Raw genomic sequence first — 15,578 nt, 5'->3', positions numbered from 1 at the left:
GCGCGTCGAACCCGCCAGTCACCACAGAGGCGACGCCCCAGAATGTCCGTATTGCCAAGCGCTTCACCACGCCTGGCAGGTCGCACGAATGCTAACCGTCCGTCACCACCGAATGTGCACCAGAGCCGTTGATCAGACACTCCCGGTCACCGTCGACCAGCTCACCACCACGATCAAGACCCTGCTCAAGCGCGTTCAGTACCGGCCCGACCTGATCGCCGGCTTCCTCGGCCAGACCGAGCTGATCATCGACCCGGAACCGCCGTAGCCAGACCCCGACCATTCAAGATCTGTAGCGGGGCTTGTCACCTGAACCAGTTCGATGCGGATTCCGTCGGGGTCTGCCAGGAAAAGCACGTCCATCGCGCCGCCGCGCATCGGAATATGAGTTCGGGTGTACTCGATCGGCGTCGCGCCAAGCGCCACCAGGCGTGCCTCGGCCGCGGTCAGATCCTTGACGTAGACCGACAGATGGGTGAATCCGATCTGCCGCCGCGTCACCAGGGCCGCGCCCTCTGGCCTCGGCGTCTTCCAGTCGAGTAATTCCAACTTCGTCTGGCCATTGACGATCATCTGAGATCGGCAGCGTATGGGCGGCGGTACTTCAGCTAGCTGGGCTAGAGAGTCGCCGATGTCGAACTTCTCGGCGAGGTGAAACCCCAGCCCTTCCGTGTAAAAACGGATCGATCGATCGAAGTCGGACACGCAGAGGCCGATGTGGGATACGGCCACGGCGCCATCGACTTGCTCTGGTGCTTCGGACATTGTGAGCTCCCTGTTCTTTGATCCGACGGCGGCCGACGTCGGATCGGCCGCGCGCTGTGCTGGTGTCGGCCGGTGGGCTTCCTCTCGGGCGATCCCTGAGCTGTGAGGACGCCGGCTGGCTCACTGCTCCCTCTGGACATTGTCGTACAAACGTATAGCATCGCGCTGTACGTACGTACAGGGCTACTGCTGCTGGAAAGCCGGGGATCTTGAAACCCCGGCCCGTGACCGCGGGGCGCGGGCCCTGGGCCTCCGCGGGAACGCAAATGAGGAGGCGTAGTTGAGTCATGTCGCTGTTGTGACCGGCGGTGCGTCGGGGTTGGGCCTGTCGATCTGTGAGCATCTCGCCCGGCAGGGGCGGGACGTGGGCGTACTTGACCAGGACGTCGACGCCGCCGAGCGGGTGGCTGCCGGCCTGCGGTCGCAGGGAACTAAGGCAGTAGCGGTCGGGGTGGACGTGGCCGACCGGGCCTCGGTCGCCACGGCGTTCGACGCGGTGCGTGCCGAACTCGGGCCGGTCGGGATCCTTGTGACCAGCGCCGGTGTCTCCGGGTTCGTGCCTTTCGTGGACCTGACTATCGACGACTGGTTGCGGACCATCGAGGTCAACCTGACGGGGACGTTCACCTGTGTGCAGGCGGCGGCCGTGGACATGGTGGCTGCCGGCTGGGGCCGGATCGTCACCATCTCGTCCGCGGCGGGCCAGACCGGTGCGGCCCGGCAGGCGCACTACGCGGCGTCGAAGGGCGGCGTCATCGCACTTACCAAAGCGCTCGCGCTCGAGTTAGCCGCCAAGGGGATCACGGTGAACACGATCCCGCCGTTCACCGCCGACACGCCGCTGCTGCGCAGCATGCAGCAGGCGAAGTACCTACCGAAAGCCGAGACACTGGCACGGATGATCCCGGCCGGCCGGCTCGGCACAGGTGACGACATCGCCGCGGTCTGCGCGTTCCTGTGCACCGAGGAGGCCGGCTACCTCACCGGTCAGGTCATCGCTGTCAATGGAGGAGCAGTCACATGAGCGATCGGTTTGCGCTCAAGGGCCAGATCGCCGTCATCACCGGCGGGGGCACGGGTATCGGCCGGGGCGCGGCGCTCGCGCTCGCCGAGTACGGCGTCGACGTTGTGCTCGCCGGGCGCCGGGTGGAGCCGCTGGAGGCCACAGTCAAGGAGGTTCAGGCGGCGGGCCGCCGAGCGCTGGCGCTGCCGACGGACGTGACCAGCCCGCAGCAGTGCCAGCAGCTCGTCGACACCACGGTGGCAGAGTTCGGGCGGCTCGACATCCTCGTCAACTGCGCCGGCGGTGCGGAGACGAAGTCGATCCGGCGATGGACTGAGGAGGAGTGGCACCAGGTCCTGGCGCTCAACCTCGGCAGCGTGTGGTTCCTCTCCCGGGCAGCCTCGATTCCGATGCTTCAGCAGGGCAGAGGAGTGATCGTGAACATCTCCTCCGGCGCCAGCCTCCTCGCGATGCCACAGGCCGCGCCTTATGCTGCGGCGAAGGCCGGGGTCAACAGCCTCACCCGCTCCATGGCCGCCGCCTGGACCGGTAAGGGGATCCGGGTCAACGCCATCGCCGTCGGAGCTGTCCGGGCCGCCACCCTGACCGACGACGCCGCCCGCTATGGGCTCGACCCGGAGGCGATCGGCCTGACCAACGCCTCGGGCCGCCTCGGGGAACCCGACGAGATCGGCAACGCCGTCCTGTTCTTCGCCTCCGACGCCGCCAGTTTCTGCTCCGGCCAAACCCTCTATGTCCATGGCGGCCCTGGCCCAGCTGGGGTCTGAGGCCTTCGCGTATCCGCTGGGGACCTATGCTGATCAGCGCCACATGCCCGACAAGGAAGCCGTTCATGAAGAAGCGGTCTGACCTACAGGGGTGGCACGTGCGAGGTCATCGCTGGTGCGACGCCAGTGCAGCCGTGGATGGGCTGGTCCAACGAGAACAGGGACCGGTCCGATCCGGGCCCGACCAACGTCGAGTTGTGTCCCCGTGGCAGCGCTCCAGGACCGCTCGACCTCTGCCCACCCGACACGGCGGTCCGTCCCGGTGCCGGGTCAGCCGCCTTCGGAAGACCCGGCCCACTGTCGTCGATGACTCGGTTCTGGTAGAGAGGCACCAGAAGTTTGACGACCACGGACAGTCGAGGTCGACGCTGGGCGGCGCGCGTCGGGTGCGCCACCCTGTGACACTGCCCTGGAAGGCCCAGATGACGACGCCCCGCCGGGTTGGTACGGAAACGTCGAAGACACGCGCGGCGTTGTTGGACACTGCCGAGAAGCTCATGCTCAGCGAGGGGTACGCGGCGGTGACGTACCGCGGGGTGGCATCCCGGGCCGGGGTGGCATCCGGATTGGTGCAGTACTATTTCCCGACGCTGGACGATCTTTTTCTTGCCCTGGTTCGGCGTCGGACAGAACAGACCTTGGGGATGTTGGTCGAGGCGCTCCGGACGGATCATCCCCTGCGAGCGCTCTGGGAGTTCTCGAACAACTGGACCGCCGGCGCCCTGATAACGGAGCTCACGGCCCTGGCGAACCACCGCAAAAAAATCCGGGCTGAGATCGCCGCCGTCGGTGAGAAGGTTCGCGAGTTGGCGCTTGAGGCGCTGTCGAGATCGTCGAACGACTACACGGTTCCGCTGGACAAGATCCCGGCTGAGGTACTCGTCTTTTTGGTGACCAGTAGCCCACGGATGGTTATCATGGAGCAGTCGGTCGGCATGTCGACGTCTCACGCGGAGACGATCAATTTTGTCGAGCGCTACCTGGACAAGGTCGAACCCCGGACGGGGCCCGAGAACACGGCGAGCCGGGAATCGGACATGTAACTGACGCCCTCGCGGGTGTCTGATGAAAATTTCTTCTGCATCTTTTGTCGAACTTCAGCGTGGTTTCCGGCGTTATTCCGCTCCCCATGGAAGGGTAATGAGGTTTTCCCACCAACGTCGAAAACTCGATGGCCACCGTCAAGAAAAAATCTTCGGTTCGGCAGTCACGGTAGATCACCCTCGGCGATGCGACGGGAACCCTTTGGCGTCGATCCGCCGTTAGGTGGCTACAAGAACAGCGGCCTCGAGCGGCAGAATGGGGTCGCGGGTTTCGAACAGTACCTGGAGACGAAGGTGCCGGCCTGGCCGCCGCCTTGAATCGTGGGAAGAGTAGGCATGACCAAGGATGATTTCGAGACCATCGATGACTTCCGGCTCCGGGCCCGCGCCTGGATCCGGGCCAACCTGCGTCCCGTCGAGCCGAACGAGATCTCCGGCCTGGCCGCCAACGTGATCGGCGACGGGGAAGCATTAGCCGTGATGGCTCGGGAACGAGAAATTCAGCGGATTCTGTTCGACGCCGGATTCGCGGGGATCTGCTTCCCGCGAGAATACAGCGGGCAAGGTTTGACCCCGGCCCACCAGCGGGCCTTCAACGAGGAGATCACCGGGTACGAGTGCCCGGTCGAGATCCAGGCGCCGACGTTCGCGCCGTGCGCGGCGGTGCTGCTCGAGTTCGGCACCGAAGAGCAGAAGCAGCGGCACCTGCCCGCCATCCTCAAGGGCGAGGAGATCTGGATGCAGCTGCTGTCCGAGCCCAGCGGCGGGTCGGACGTCGCCTCCGCGCTGACCAGTGCCGTGCGGGACGGCGACGACTGGATCATCAACGGATCCAAGATCTGGACGAGTGGCGCCTGGCTGGCGGACTGGGCGCTGTGTCTGGCCCGCACCGACTGGGACGTGCCCAAGCACCGCGGACTGACGGTGTTCCTCCTCCCGCTACGCGGCGAGGGCGTCCAGGTGCATCGAATCGAAATGATCAATGGCAACCGGGAGTTCTGCCAGGAGTTCCTCACCGACGTCCGGGTACCCGACTCCGACCGGATCGGCGCGATCGACGGCGGCTGGACGGTGGGCACCCGCTGGATGTTCCACGAACGAATGCTGTACAACTCGCCGTACGTCACGGTTCCGGCCGGCTGGAGCCAGACCGGCGTGGACGCCGCGCTCCTCGTCGACGTCGCCCGGGACGCCGGGCGGCTTCCCGACCCCGGCGCGCGTGACCTCATCGGTGAGGGGCGCATGCTCGAGGTTGTCGAGCAGGCCCTGCAGCAGCGGATCGCCCGGGGCATGACGATCGGGCGGATGCCCGACCAGGCCGCGGCCGTCGGACGGCTCTTCCACGGGGTCGCGATGGCCCGGACGATGACGATCGCTTTCGATCTTGCGGGTGGCGCCGGGGTGGCCTGGACGGACGACGACGGCGCGGTGGCGGGCCGCGGCATCGATTTCCTCGTGCGGCAGACCGCCTGTATAGGCGGCGGCACCACCGAGATGGCCCGCAACGTCATCAGCGAGCGTGTGCTCGGCATGCCTCGTGAACCCTCCCTCGATCGTGACCGCGCCTTCCGCGATATTCCCCGCGGACCGTCCCCCCGCTCATAACAAGCTGTTCCCCCACGTGCCTACGTCGATCGGTACCATCACTTCCTGCTGTACCGGTCACTCCAGCAACAGACATGGTTCGGCACCGGCACCGCTCCGGTTGCTCCCACGGGGCATCCCCATGGCAGGCTTCAGGCAGCAGCTCGCCAAGGACCCGTAGATCGGCGGACGGCATGTCCGTAACAACCTCGACCGGCCGGCGCGCCGGCCGGTCGAGGTTGTTACCGTTCAGTTCGGGATCGGCGAAGCCCCGCGTACCTCGAAAACGGTGGGCCGACCCTGGTCATCCAATGTGGTGGACAGCCCACCCCGCACGCAGGCCGCCGGAGATTGAGGGCTGGCCTTTCCGTTGCACCGGAACCGCAACCCTGCCGCGCCCGGCAGCTCCGTCTCCGGCATCGCCTTGATGGTGGAGATCACCGTGTCCGGGGTGATGTCGCCTGAGATGCCCTGCAGCGCCGCCTGGAGACCGGCGAGGGTCATGAACATGCTCCTGCCGGTCGTCGAGTCGATGTCGATGTTCCTTCCGTAGGTTTCCATCGCGGCCTGGTAGAGGACGGCGGACGGATCGGTTCCGCCGGCCGGTGCGAGGGCGGCGACAACCATCTCAGCGAGCACGTCCGTGGGGACGGCTTTGCGGGTCGCGTCTGTGATGCACTGCGAGATGGCGCTGATCTGGCCGTCGTACCCGACCGCCTTCAGCCCGTTGAGCGCGCTGATGCAGAAGGAGTCGTTCCCCACGACGAACACGAGCCTGGGGTCTCCGTCGACGGCACGCTGCATCTGCGGTGTCATGTCGGCGGTGCCAGGTGGCACTCGTACGAGTTCGTAGTCGAGGCCCGCCTCCTCGAACACCTTGGGTGCGACGTTCTGCTGGATGTCGAGCGCCGCGGGCACGTCGATCACGACGGCGGTGACCTTCCTGATGCCCTTGTCCTTCGCGAGATCGATCGGTAGCTGAAGCACCGCGAACGTCGGATCGCTCAGGGCGAAGGTCGATCCCGTGTCAGCCAGGAGCGCTGGGCTTCCTGCGGCGAAGAACATCACCGGTGTGTTCGCGTCCGCCAACGGTTGCCACACGCTCTCGGCGACGCCTGACTCGGCGACGGTTACGGCCACCACATCTTCTTCGATCATCTGGTTCGCGCAGTCGGCACCCTTGGCCGGATCCGCCAGCGTCTCGCACTCCACCAGTTCGATGGGTCGACCGCCGATGCCCGAGCGGCGCTCATTGAGGTAGCTGGCAGTGGCTTCGGCAACGTCGAACTGGATGGAGTTGTCGATCGCGGCGGACCGCCCGTCAGAGATCACTCCAATCTTGACGGGAGCGCCCGTGGCCTGTGCTACCGGTCCGAGTGCGTCGGCGTTCGCCGCGGGGTCCACCGATGGGGAGGTTCCGGAGTCGTCGGACCCGCATGCGGTGGCGAACATGAGCATGGCCATGGGTGCGGCTAAGAGTGCGCCTGCCGAGCGGCGTCGTCTCCGATCTCGTGACGATCGGTCGATCGAGTGCAGTGACTTCCACATGCTGTTCTGCCCCCAGAGTCGTCAGCCCGGCAGGGTGATGCCTGCCGGGCGCTGTCGTCTTTGTTGTGATCTCGCAGCGGCCTGGGATAGGACCGCGGCTCCTCGCCTCGCGGGCCGTCCAGGTCAAGTAGCGCATCGTCTGTCGCACCTGGCCTGCCTGGTGCTTGCCGATCGGCAGGCAAGCGCGGACGCGTTCCCGGTCATGACCGTCGCCCGATTCGACTGCTCCTCCGTTCGCGTGGCACGACCGCTGGCCGTCGGATAACAGCTGGGCCACCCCGCAACCCCTGTACGGATGTACGGCACAGTGTTATACATCTGTATAGGCCGCGCAAGGAGGGGCGATGACCAAGAGTGATCTTTACTATGATCCGTACGACGTCGACATTGATGTCGACCCGTACCCCACCTACCGGCGGCTGCGGGACGAGGAGCCGCTCTACTACAACGACCGCCTCGATTTCTGGGGCCTGAGCCGCTTCACTGACGTTGGGGCTGCCCTGAAGGATCTGAAGCACCTCAGCTCTGCGAAGGGAGACATCCTCGAGGTCATCAAGGCCGACCCCGTCATGCCATCCGGAGTTTTCATCAACGAGGATCCGCCGCTGCACACGGTGCACCGCGTCCTGGTGTCCCGCGCCTTCACTCCGCGAAAGATGAAGGCGCTCGAGGACAAGATCCGAGCCTTCTGTGTCGCCTGCCTGGAGCCCCTCGTGGGATCCGACCGGTTCGACTTCGTGGCCGACCTCGGTGATGAACTGCCGATGCGCGCGATCGGCATGCTCGTCGGCATCCCCGACGCGGAACAGCCGACGGTGCGCGACCACGCGCAGCGCGGGCTGCGCAACGAGCGGGGCAAGCCGCTGACGGTCACCAAGGACAAATACTTCGACGGCGACTTCTACGCCGACTACCTCGCCTGGCGGGAAAAAAATCCCTCTGACGACCTCATCACCGACCTGCTCAACGTCGAGTTCGAGGACGTCGCGGGTACCACCCGGCGGCTGACCAAAGAAGAAATCCTGATCTTCCTCGCCGTGATCGCGGGTGCCGGGGTCGAGACCACGGGCAACCTGTTCGGCTGGCTTGGCAAGGTCCTCGCCGAACATCCCGACCAGCGCCGGCAGATCGTCTCCGACCGCTCACTCATTCCGAACGCGATCGAGGAGCTGCTGCGCTTCGAGCCGCCCGGCCCGCACGTCGCACGCTATGTCACCGAGGACGTCGAGTACCACGGACAGACGGTCCCGGCCGGAAGCGCGCTGCTGCTCATGCTGTCGTCGGCCAACCGCGACGAGCGTCAGTTCACCGACCCTGACCGCTTCGACATCCACCGCTCCATCAGCCAACACGTGACCTTCGGTGTCGGCGCGCACTTCTGCCTCGGTGCCGCGCTCGCCCGCCTTGAGGGACGCATCGCCCTCGACGAGGTACTCAACCGCTTCCCCGAATGGGACCTCGACATGGCCCAGGCCCGCCGGAAACCCACCACGACGGTGCGCGGCTGGGACTCCATGCCGGCAATCGTCGACTGACCCGGCACGGCTGACCCACAAGCTCCCACACCACGACGGGTGCCCCGGCCTCGCGACCCGCTGCCCGGTCGACTTCCAGGACCATCGAAAGGGCCACCATGCGCCACGACGACATGATCCTTGTCAGCATCGACGATCACATCATCGAACCGCCCGACATGTTCGCGAACCACCTTCCGGAGCGGTACCGGGCGGACGCCCCGCGCGTGGTGAGCCTGCCCGGCGGTGCCGACGCGTGGAGGTTCCGGGACACGGTGATCCCCAACGTCGCCCTCAACGCGGTGGCAGGCCGGCCCAAGGAGGAGTACGGACTCGAGCCACAGGGCTTAGACGAGATCCGTCCGGGGTGCTACCAGGTGGACGAGCGGATCAAGGACATGAACGCGGGCGGCGTCCTCGCGTCGATGAACTTCCCGTCGTTCCCCGGTTTCGCCGCCCGGCTGTTCGCCACCGAGGACCCGGACTTCTCCCTCGCGCTGGTACGGGCGTACAACGACTGGCACCTCGACGAGTGGTGCGGCGCGCACCCGGGCCGGTTCATCCCGATGGCACTGCCGGTCATCTGGGACGCCGAGCTGTGCGCGGCCGAAGTGCGCCGGGTCGCCGCGAAGGGATGCCATTCGCTGACCTTCACCGAGAACCCCGCCGCGCTGGGATATCCCAGCTTCCACGACGCCTACTGGAACCCGCTGTGGCAGGCAGTGTGCGACACGAACACCGTGCTGTCGATACACATCGGCTCGTCGGGCCAGCTGACCATCCCCGCCCCCGATTCGCCACCCGACGTGCTGATCACCCTCCAACCGATGAACATCGTCTCGGCCGCCGCCGACCTGCTGTGGTCACCGGTGCTCAAGAACTTCCCCGACATCAGGATCGCGCTGTCCGAGGGCGGGACGGGGTGGATCCCCTACTTCCTGGAGCGGGTCGACCGCACCTTCGACATGCACGCCACCTGGACGATGCAGGACTTCGGCGGCCGGCTCCCGTCCGAGGTGTTCCGCGAGCACTTCCTGACCTGCTTTATCAGCGACCCGCTCGGAGTCGAGCTTCGCCACCGCATCGGCATCGACAACATCGCCTGGGAGTGCGACTACCCACACAGCGACTCGATGTGGCCAGGTGCCCCGGAGGAGCTCGGCTCGGTGATGGACCGGCTCGCCGTCTCGGACCCGGAGATCAACAAGATGACCTACGAGAACGCCCTGCGCTGGTATTCCTTCAACCCCTTCGCCCACCTCCCGCGGGAGCAGGCCACGGTCGGGGCGCTGCGGGCCCAAGCCGAGGGGCACGACGTGTCCGTCCGCGCACTCAGCCGCCGCACCTACGAACGCGGCGAGAAGCTCACGGCCTACCAGGCGATGGCAGCCTCCGCGCCCGAGCGGTAGCCGGACCTCTGTCGGTCGAATCCGACGCTGGTACAAGCCCCTTCGGTTGGCACGCGGTCGCCCTACGGCGACCGCGTGCCCAAGACCCGCACCTGGAGGTCCTGGGACGCTGACGAACGGCCGGGCAGGATCAGCCAGCCATACCCTCTGATGGGAAGATCGGATGGGGCACACGTCGGACACAGCTGGCCATGATGGCGCCAGCCCCGCCTCGCCACCTCGCGCCAGGTCACGGGCCCAGGCAGGCTTTGACTGTCTGCACAGCGCCAGCGAGGAGCACGGCCTTCTTCGACGCGACAGACGCAGCTGTTGCTTGATCAGGTAGGTCGTAGGTCGTCGTCGAGGTCAAAGGCGAAGGAGTTCATCAGGAAGGCGGACGCCTCGAAGGCTCCGACTGTGAAGATAAGGTCCATAAGCTGCTGGGTGTCGAGTTCGGCGGTCAGCGCGGTCCACGTCTCGTCACCGATCGCGCCGGCGTCGAGCAGCTCGTCCACGGCGCGCAGCAGCGCAGCGTCGAACGGGCTCCACGATGGATCGGCCGGTCCCTGGGTGATCCTTTCGATCTCCTCGTCGGTCAGCCCGGCGTCGCGACCGACGAGGACGTGCTGCGCCCACACGTAGTCGCATGTGCGGCGCGCCGCGACTCGCAGGACCAGCAGTTCCGTCTGCCGCTGGGCGAGGGTGGTCGCCAGCAGCACATGACCGTTGAGGGTGAAGAACGCCCGCGCCAGGTCTGGATGGTGCGCGAACGTTCCGAGGGCGTTGCGGGCCTTCGGTGCGCCCTCCTGGACGGACCGGGTGTGGCGGGGCGCGGGTGGCACGAGGGCGGTTAATGCTTCCCGCATCTCGGCCGGCCATTTCTTGGCGGGGAGGGGCTCAATTCGAGCCATGTTCATCGGTCCTTCCGTCGATGATGCGCGGAGCCCAGCATCCTCACCACTTCTCGACCGGAGTCTTCTCCAGGTCCAGGGGCCGCGCGTATGAGGGATCGTTCTTGTCCCACGTGCCCTTGATGAAGCCGGCGAACGCGCCGGAAGAGAGGAGTGATGTATCGCCGTTCATCGTCCATTCGAGGGTGCATCGTCGCAGCGCGATCTTCCATTCGCCGTCGCGCCGCTCGACTCGATCGAGGTATCGGCCTCCGAAGAGGTGCACGCTCTTGCCGTCACGGGAACGCATGGCACCGATGACGTAGCTTTCGCAGTGCGCCTGGTCGCCGTCGATCTCACAGGTATGCGTGGTGATGTTGTGCAGGTGATCGATGAAGACTGAGGAGTGCGCCCGGTTGGCGTACTCGCCGTAGTCGGGGCCAAGTTTCACGACGGGTCCGTGCTCGTCGACTCCATCGTCGTGGTAAACGCTCGTCATCAGCTCGATGTCATGGCGGTCGTGACCGCGTGACTGCTTCATGACGCAGTCGAGAATCGCCATGCGGTCCGTGACGTATCGGAGCTCACGGCGAAGTTCTGTGAGCTCATCCTCGACGGACATGATCGTCCTCCCTCGTCGTAGCAGTCACGCCTCATCGGCCGGTGCAGCCTCGGAGTCACCGGCTCCGGCTCTGGAGCCAGACGAGGCAACAACTCTGCTGTACGTCTGTATAACGCCTTGGTGAGAGTCGGTCAAACCCCGCTGCTCCGCGTTACGCCCCTGTGTGTCTGACTCCGATCGTTCGGTGGCCGAGTATCCGAGATCCCTTGGTCGTACCGGTGCTTCCCACCCGGGCATCGTCAGCCTGTGAGGGAGGCGAGCAGGTCCATCGTGCGCTGCCGGGACGCCCGGCGATCCGTGCCGACCGGCACGACGAACACCTGGATGTCGGTGGCGCCTGCATCAAGCAGACCCTGCAACTGACGGGTCACGCTCTTCTCGTCACCGAGGATGGCTGCGTCGGCCGGGCTCTGGGCGCCGCCGATCTCCATGATCCGGCGGTAGTTCGGCAGGCTCTCGTAAACCCCCGATGTCGTGGCGGTCGCGGCGCGGGCCTCGGTGATGTCGTCATGGACTGCCACCGGCAGGCCGGCGACGATCCGTGGCTCGGGTCGCCCTGCGGCTGACGCCGCGGCCCGGAGCCGGGGCGCGACATGGGTCTCGATCGCCCGCGCCGCCGCCAGGAAGAGGACGGCCCCGTCGGCCTGCTCGCCGGCGACTCGCAGTAGCCGCGGCCCAAGCGCGGCCAGGAGCACCGGCACCGGTTGCTCCATCGGCACCCGTGCGCCTCGTGCGGTCCAGTCCGAGCCTTCGAAGGTCACTGTCTTCCCGCGGAGCAGTCCCCCGAGGATGCGGAGGTACTCCTCCGTGTTGCGACCGGGGTGTTCGTACGACAGGCCGTACATGCCGCTGACCAGGGGTTTGTGCGAGGGTCCGATGCCCAGGGTGAAGCCGGGCCGCCCCATCGCCGCCGCGGCCGCGGCGGCACGGTTCGCCTGGAGGACGGGATGGCAGGGATATGTCTGCAGAACCGCGGTCCCCAACTCGATCGTGGAGGTCTCCCGCCCCGCGACCGCCATCGCGGCAAGTGGGTCACCCAGGGCCGTACTGTCGAGCCAGACGGAGCTGAAGCCGTCCCGCTCGGCGGCCTTGACGTACTGGACCAGTTTTTCGACCGTCGCCGGCCGTCCTGTCAGGCCGATCTTCACGTGGCGTGACCTTTCAGCGAAGTGCGTCGCCTCATGACCGGGCACCGACCGATACGTTGGCCCGGTGTCGTTGTTTCAGGCGGCGGTGACGAGTTCCTGGCCCACCAGCGTGGTGCGATGCATCAGGCGGCGGGATGTCGGCTGGAAGGGCAGCGCGCGATGGAGCATCCCGGTGTTGTCCCAGATCACGAGATCGCCGCGGCGCCAGTGATGCCGGAGGGAGAACTGCGGCTGCGTCGACCACGCGAGCAGACGGTCCAAGAGCTCCCTGCCTCGGTCGGCCGGCCAACCGACCACCTCGCCCGCCGTCGCCCCGACAAGCAGTGACCTGCGCCCACTCTGTCGGGTCCACACGAGCGGGTGCACTCGCGGGGGCACCCTGGCCCACTCGGCCTGCTGCTTGTCCGTGGCGTCGGGATAGGCGATGCGCTGGGCGGCGGCGAAGCTGTGGACCACCCGCAGGTCGGCAATGTGCGTCTTGTCCTCGTCGGAGAGTGCATCGTACGCGGCGTAGGTGTTGGCGAACTCGGTGTCACCGCCAGCGGGATCGACTTCGTGGGCGGTGAGTAACGTCCCTTTCTGGGGGAGGTCGTCGGTGGCGCCGTCGATGTGCCACAGGAAGTTTCCCTGGCGATAGCCAGCCAACACGCTCTTCGTCGGGTCAAGGGTGATCGTGGCGATTTCGGGATGCTCGCCGGGATCGTTGACCTTGGGTATGACGACCTCACCCAGCAGGCGGCTGAAACCGACCAGATCATCGTCGTTGATGTGGACTTCCCGGTACACGACGACGCCATATTGATCTAAAGCCGCTTGACAGTCGTCCGCAGCCTTACGGTCCACGAGCTCTCGACCCGTGAGTCCTGTGATCTCGACACCGATCTTCGGCGCAAGCTTGGTGGTCACGAGGGACACGACTTCCTCCGGCTCTCTCAGAGGTGCAAGATCCGTGCGCCGATCCGGTGCGTTCTCACCTCGCCCTCCTACGAGCAAAGGCAGGCCGGACCGCTCCCGGCCGCGGCCCCGGATGCAGCCCTGACCGTCCATGCTGTACGAACGTACCATAGGTCACATACTATTCGGTTGTCCAACATCTTCTTGGCGGTCAGGCGATTGCGCTCGGCCGTCAGAGCGACGTGTGTCAGCGGAGGGATCGATCATATGGGAGGGCGACTCGATGGCAAGGTTGCGATCATTACGGGAGCCGGTTCAGGCATAGGGCACGCGAGTGCCAGCCTCTTCGCCGCGGAGGGGGCGAAGGTCATCTGCGCAGATTTCAGCGGCGATGAAGAGCGAACCGCCGACGAGATCGGTGAGGCTGGAGTGGCGGTTCACGTCGATGTCGCGGTTGCCGCAGACGTCGAGCGGATGGTCGCTATCACGGAGGACCGTTTCGGGAAGCTCGACATCCTCTTCAACAATGCTGGTATCGGCGGTTCCAAGCTGCTCATCACCGAGCAGACAGAGGAGGACTACGACCGTGTCCTCGACGTGAACCTCAAAGGCGTTTTCCTTGGGATGAAGTATGGCATTCGGGCCATGCTCCGCAACGGCGGAGGCTCCGTGGTCAACACTGCGTCGGCGGCCGGACTGGTCGGATGGAAAAAGAACGCCGTGTACGGCGCATCCAAGGGCGGCGTCATCCAGATGACCAAGGCTGTGGCGCTCGACTTCGCAGACAAAGGCGTTCGAGTCAACGCCCTCTGCCCAGGAATGACCTGGACCGGATTAGTGCCGGACTCAAGAGAGCACTCGGAACCGCCCGCCGAGGCCCCGGCGCCTCCTCAGCCGATGCGCCGGTGGGGTCTTTCCAGCGAGCTGGCAGCGGCCGCGATCTTCCTCGCGAGCGACGAGTCGTCCTTCGTCACCGGGGTGGCTCTTCCCGTCGACGGCGGCTACGTCTGTGCCTAGCACACGCCCGTTCCGCTTCGCCGTTCAGACCACCACCGCAACCTCCGCTGACCAGTGGCGTGACCTTGCCCGCAGGGTCGAGGGCCTCGGCTACTCGACCCTGTTCCTCGCAGACCACTACATCGGTCCCGGGCCGGTCAGCGCCCGCACTCTGCTACGCCCGCAACATCTGGCCCCCATCGCAGCCATGGCCGCCGCGGCGGCATGGACATCCACGCTGCGCGTCGGGTGCCGCGTCTTCTGCATCGACTACCACCTGCCTGCGGTGCTGGCGAAGGAGGCGGCAACCCTCGACCTGCTCTCCGACGGGCGCCTGGAGTTCGGCATCGGGGCCGGCACCAACCAGGGCGAGTACGAAGCGATGGGCCTCCCCTTCCACGCGGCTCCTCAGCGCGTCTCGAAGCTCGAGGAAGTCGTCACCCTCGTGAAGGCGCACTGGTCAGGAGAGCCGATCGACGTCGCGGGCGATCACGTCAAGGTCAGTGGCTACGCCGGACTGCCGCTCCCCGTCCAACGTCCTCGCCCCCGCATCCTTATCGGTGGCTCCAAGAAGCGCGTCCTGTCCCTGGCCGCACGTGAGGCCGACATCGTCAGCATGGCCAACGTCGGCTGGAAGCCCGTGAACGACGCCGGACTCACGCCGCTAGAAGAGGCACAACGGCGCCTCGACACGATCCGCGAGGCCGCCGGTACGAGCTTTCCAGCACTGGAGCTGGAAAGCTCGCCGTACCTGGTGTCCGTGACCGACGACGTCGACCGCTCCTTGGATCGCTGGTCAACCAGCCTGCGCAAGGCCATCCCCGAAGCCACGCCGGAGGTACTGAGAGACCACCCGAATGTGTTGGTCGGCTCGCCGGAGGAAATCATCGATCGCTTGCAGGAACGCCGCGACATAACGGGAGTCAGCTACATCACCATCCCGCGCAAGCAGATCGACGATTTCGCGCCTGTCGTCACCAGGCTGAGCGGCAGGTAGCCAAACCCGTCGATCATGCGGTGGCGCATCCGTTGTCTGCGGCGCGGAGCGGGCCGTGCGAGCCGGAGCGGTGACCGGCGCATCGTTGGTGGGGCCTAGCCGGCGCGCCCGGTCCGTCGTCGGCGGCTTCGGACGCGGAGAGATCCCGAAGCCAGCACCGCGTGCACCGGTCAGGGGCCTCGGTCGCGCGGATCTTCCCCGTCCACGCGCCGAGCCCCCGGCTGCACCCTGAACACCGCAGGGGACCGGACGAGATCGAGCAGCCGTCGGTCTAGTAGACTGTCGCCGCTTAGTCCTGGCATGTTTCGTGTCTGGGTGAGAGGGTTGGGCTGGCAGGTCTTCCCGTCCCTCTGCCGGTCAGGACTGTGTCGTGGGTTCGCAGAAGAAGCGGCCGGTCA

General features: G+C 66.2%; 14 protein-coding genes. 8 read left to right on the top strand and 6 right to left on the bottom strand.

All coding sequences use genetic code 11. From position 1 onward, the window contains the following. Window positions 1-195 precede the first annotated feature (195 nt). Entirely contained in the window at window positions 196-765 is a 570-nt protein-coding gene (locus tag AB1460_RS30980) for a VOC family protein (protein ID WP_368965629.1), read from the bottom strand. Window positions 766-1,045: 280 nt separating this feature from the next. On the opposite strand from AB1460_RS30980, the gene AB1460_RS30975 reads away from it, so the two are divergent. The 4 genes from AB1460_RS30975 (at window position 1,046) to AB1460_RS30960 (ending at window position 5,204) form a co-directional block, all read left to right on the top strand. Then, window positions 1,046-1,789, top strand: a complete 744-nt coding sequence (locus AB1460_RS30975; protein ID WP_368965628.1) for an SDR family NAD(P)-dependent oxidoreductase — start codon at window positions 1,046-1,048, stop codon at window positions 1,787-1,789. Continuing rightward, window positions 1,786-2,556 carry an SDR family NAD(P)-dependent oxidoreductase gene (locus tag AB1460_RS30970; RefSeq protein ID WP_368965627.1) on the top strand — a complete coding sequence of 257 codons (771 nt, stop codon included), beginning with the start codon at window positions 1,786-1,788 and terminating at the stop codon, window positions 2,554-2,556. Before AB1460_RS30975 ends, AB1460_RS30970 begins: the two co-directional genes overlap by 4 nt. A 422-nt stretch (window positions 2,557-2,978) precedes the next feature. Continuing rightward, entirely contained in the window at window positions 2,979-3,599 is a 621-nt protein-coding gene (locus AB1460_RS30965; RefSeq protein ID WP_368965626.1) for a TetR/AcrR family transcriptional regulator, read from the top strand. Window positions 3,600-3,935: 336 nt separating this feature from the next. Continuing rightward, a complete protein-coding gene (locus AB1460_RS30960; protein WP_368965625.1) occupies window positions 3,936-5,204 on the top strand; it encodes an acyl-CoA dehydrogenase family protein in 1,269 nt (422 codons plus the stop codon). Between the two features lie 228 nt (window positions 5,205-5,432). Here AB1460_RS30960 and AB1460_RS30950 read toward each other — a convergent pair whose 3' ends face one another. Then, a complete protein-coding gene (locus AB1460_RS30950) occupies window positions 5,433-6,647 on the bottom strand; it encodes an ABC transporter substrate-binding protein (protein WP_368965624.1) in 1,215 nt (404 codons plus the stop codon). Window positions 6,648-7,075: 428 nt separating this feature from the next. On the opposite strand from AB1460_RS30950, the gene AB1460_RS30945 reads away from it, so the two are divergent. Both AB1460_RS30945 and AB1460_RS30940 read left to right on the top strand, forming a co-directional pair. Further along, a complete protein-coding gene (locus AB1460_RS30945) occupies window positions 7,076-8,266 on the top strand; it encodes a cytochrome P450 (RefSeq protein ID WP_368965623.1) in 1,191 nt (396 codons plus the stop codon). 98 nt (window positions 8,267-8,364) lie between these two features. Further along, complete coding sequence (locus AB1460_RS30940) at window positions 8,365-9,654, top strand: amidohydrolase family protein (protein WP_368965622.1); 1,290 nt, start codon at window positions 8,365-8,367, stop codon at window positions 9,652-9,654. Window positions 9,655-9,971: 317 nt separating this feature from the next. On the opposite strand, the gene AB1460_RS30935 is transcribed toward AB1460_RS30940, so the two are convergent. The 4 genes from AB1460_RS30935 to AB1460_RS30920 all read right to left on the bottom strand — a co-directional run bounded on the left by AB1460_RS30935 (window position 9,972) and on the right by AB1460_RS30920 (window position 13,199). Next, on the bottom strand, window positions 9,972-10,544 hold the full coding sequence (locus tag AB1460_RS30935) for a carboxymuconolactone decarboxylase family protein (protein WP_368965621.1): 573 nt from the start codon (window positions 10,542-10,544) through the stop codon (window positions 9,972-9,974). Window positions 10,545-10,587: 43 nt separating this feature from the next. Then, window positions 10,588-11,145 (bottom strand): nuclear transport factor 2 family protein, encoded by a 558-nt coding sequence (locus AB1460_RS30930; RefSeq protein WP_368965620.1) that lies wholly within the window; start codon window positions 11,143-11,145, stop codon window positions 10,588-10,590. A gap of 239 nt (window positions 11,146-11,384) precedes the next feature. Further along, complete coding sequence (locus AB1460_RS30925; RefSeq protein WP_368965619.1) at window positions 11,385-12,293, bottom strand: TIGR03564 family F420-dependent LLM class oxidoreductase; 909 nt, start codon at window positions 12,291-12,293, stop codon at window positions 11,385-11,387. 75 nt (window positions 12,294-12,368) lie between these two features. Continuing rightward, a complete protein-coding gene (locus AB1460_RS30920) occupies window positions 12,369-13,199 on the bottom strand; it encodes a TauD/TfdA dioxygenase family protein (protein WP_420497422.1) in 831 nt (276 codons plus the stop codon). A 255-nt stretch (window positions 13,200-13,454) separates the two neighbouring features. Here AB1460_RS30920 and AB1460_RS30915 point away from each other — a divergent pair, with 255 nt between their 5' ends. After that, entirely contained in the window at window positions 13,455-14,204 is a 750-nt protein-coding gene (locus AB1460_RS30915) for an SDR family NAD(P)-dependent oxidoreductase (RefSeq protein WP_368965617.1), read from the top strand. Beyond that, entirely contained in the window at window positions 14,197-15,180 is a 984-nt protein-coding gene (locus AB1460_RS30910) for a TIGR03621 family F420-dependent LLM class oxidoreductase (protein WP_368965616.1), read from the top strand. Before AB1460_RS30915 ends, AB1460_RS30910 begins: the two co-directional genes overlap by 8 nt. Window positions 15,181-15,578 lie beyond the last annotated feature (398 nt).

Source organism: Parafrankia sp. FMc2 (genome assembly GCF_041008525.1).
Classification (GTDB): Bacteria; Actinomycetota; Actinomycetes; order Frankiales; family Frankiaceae; genus Parafrankia.
The sequence above is the reverse complement of the archived record's forward strand: the minus strand, read 5'-3'. Positions and strand labels throughout refer to the sequence as shown.

Coding starts and splice junctions, on each gene's coding strand:
- AB1460_RS30950 (WP_368965624.1), bottom strand. CDS start 6,647: ATGGCCATGCTCATGTTCGCCACCGCATGCGGGTCCGACGACTCCGGA.
- AB1460_RS30980 (WP_368965629.1), bottom strand. CDS start 765: ATGTCCGAAGCACCAGAGCAAGTCGATGGCGCCGTGGCCGTATCCCAC.
- AB1460_RS30970 (WP_368965627.1), top strand. CDS start 1,786: ATGAGCGATCGGTTTGCGCTCAAGGGCCAGATCGCCGTCATCACCGGC.
- AB1460_RS30965 (WP_368965626.1), top strand. CDS start 2,979: ATGACGACGCCCCGCCGGGTTGGTACGGAAACGTCGAAGACACGCGCG.
- AB1460_RS30960 (WP_368965625.1), top strand. CDS start 3,936: ATGACCAAGGATGATTTCGAGACCATCGATGACTTCCGGCTCCGGGCC.
- AB1460_RS30915 (WP_368965617.1), top strand. CDS start 13,455: ATGGGAGGGCGACTCGATGGCAAGGTTGCGATCATTACGGGAGCCGGT.
- AB1460_RS30945 (WP_368965623.1), top strand. CDS start 7,076: ATGACCAAGAGTGATCTTTACTATGATCCGTACGACGTCGACATTGAT.
- AB1460_RS30940 (WP_368965622.1), top strand. CDS start 8,365: ATGCGCCACGACGACATGATCCTTGTCAGCATCGACGATCACATCATC.
- AB1460_RS30930 (WP_368965620.1), bottom strand. CDS start 11,145: ATGTCCGTCGAGGATGAGCTCACAGAACTTCGCCGTGAGCTCCGATAC.
- AB1460_RS30935 (WP_368965621.1), bottom strand. CDS start 10,544: ATGGCTCGAATTGAGCCCCTCCCCGCCAAGAAATGGCCGGCCGAGATG.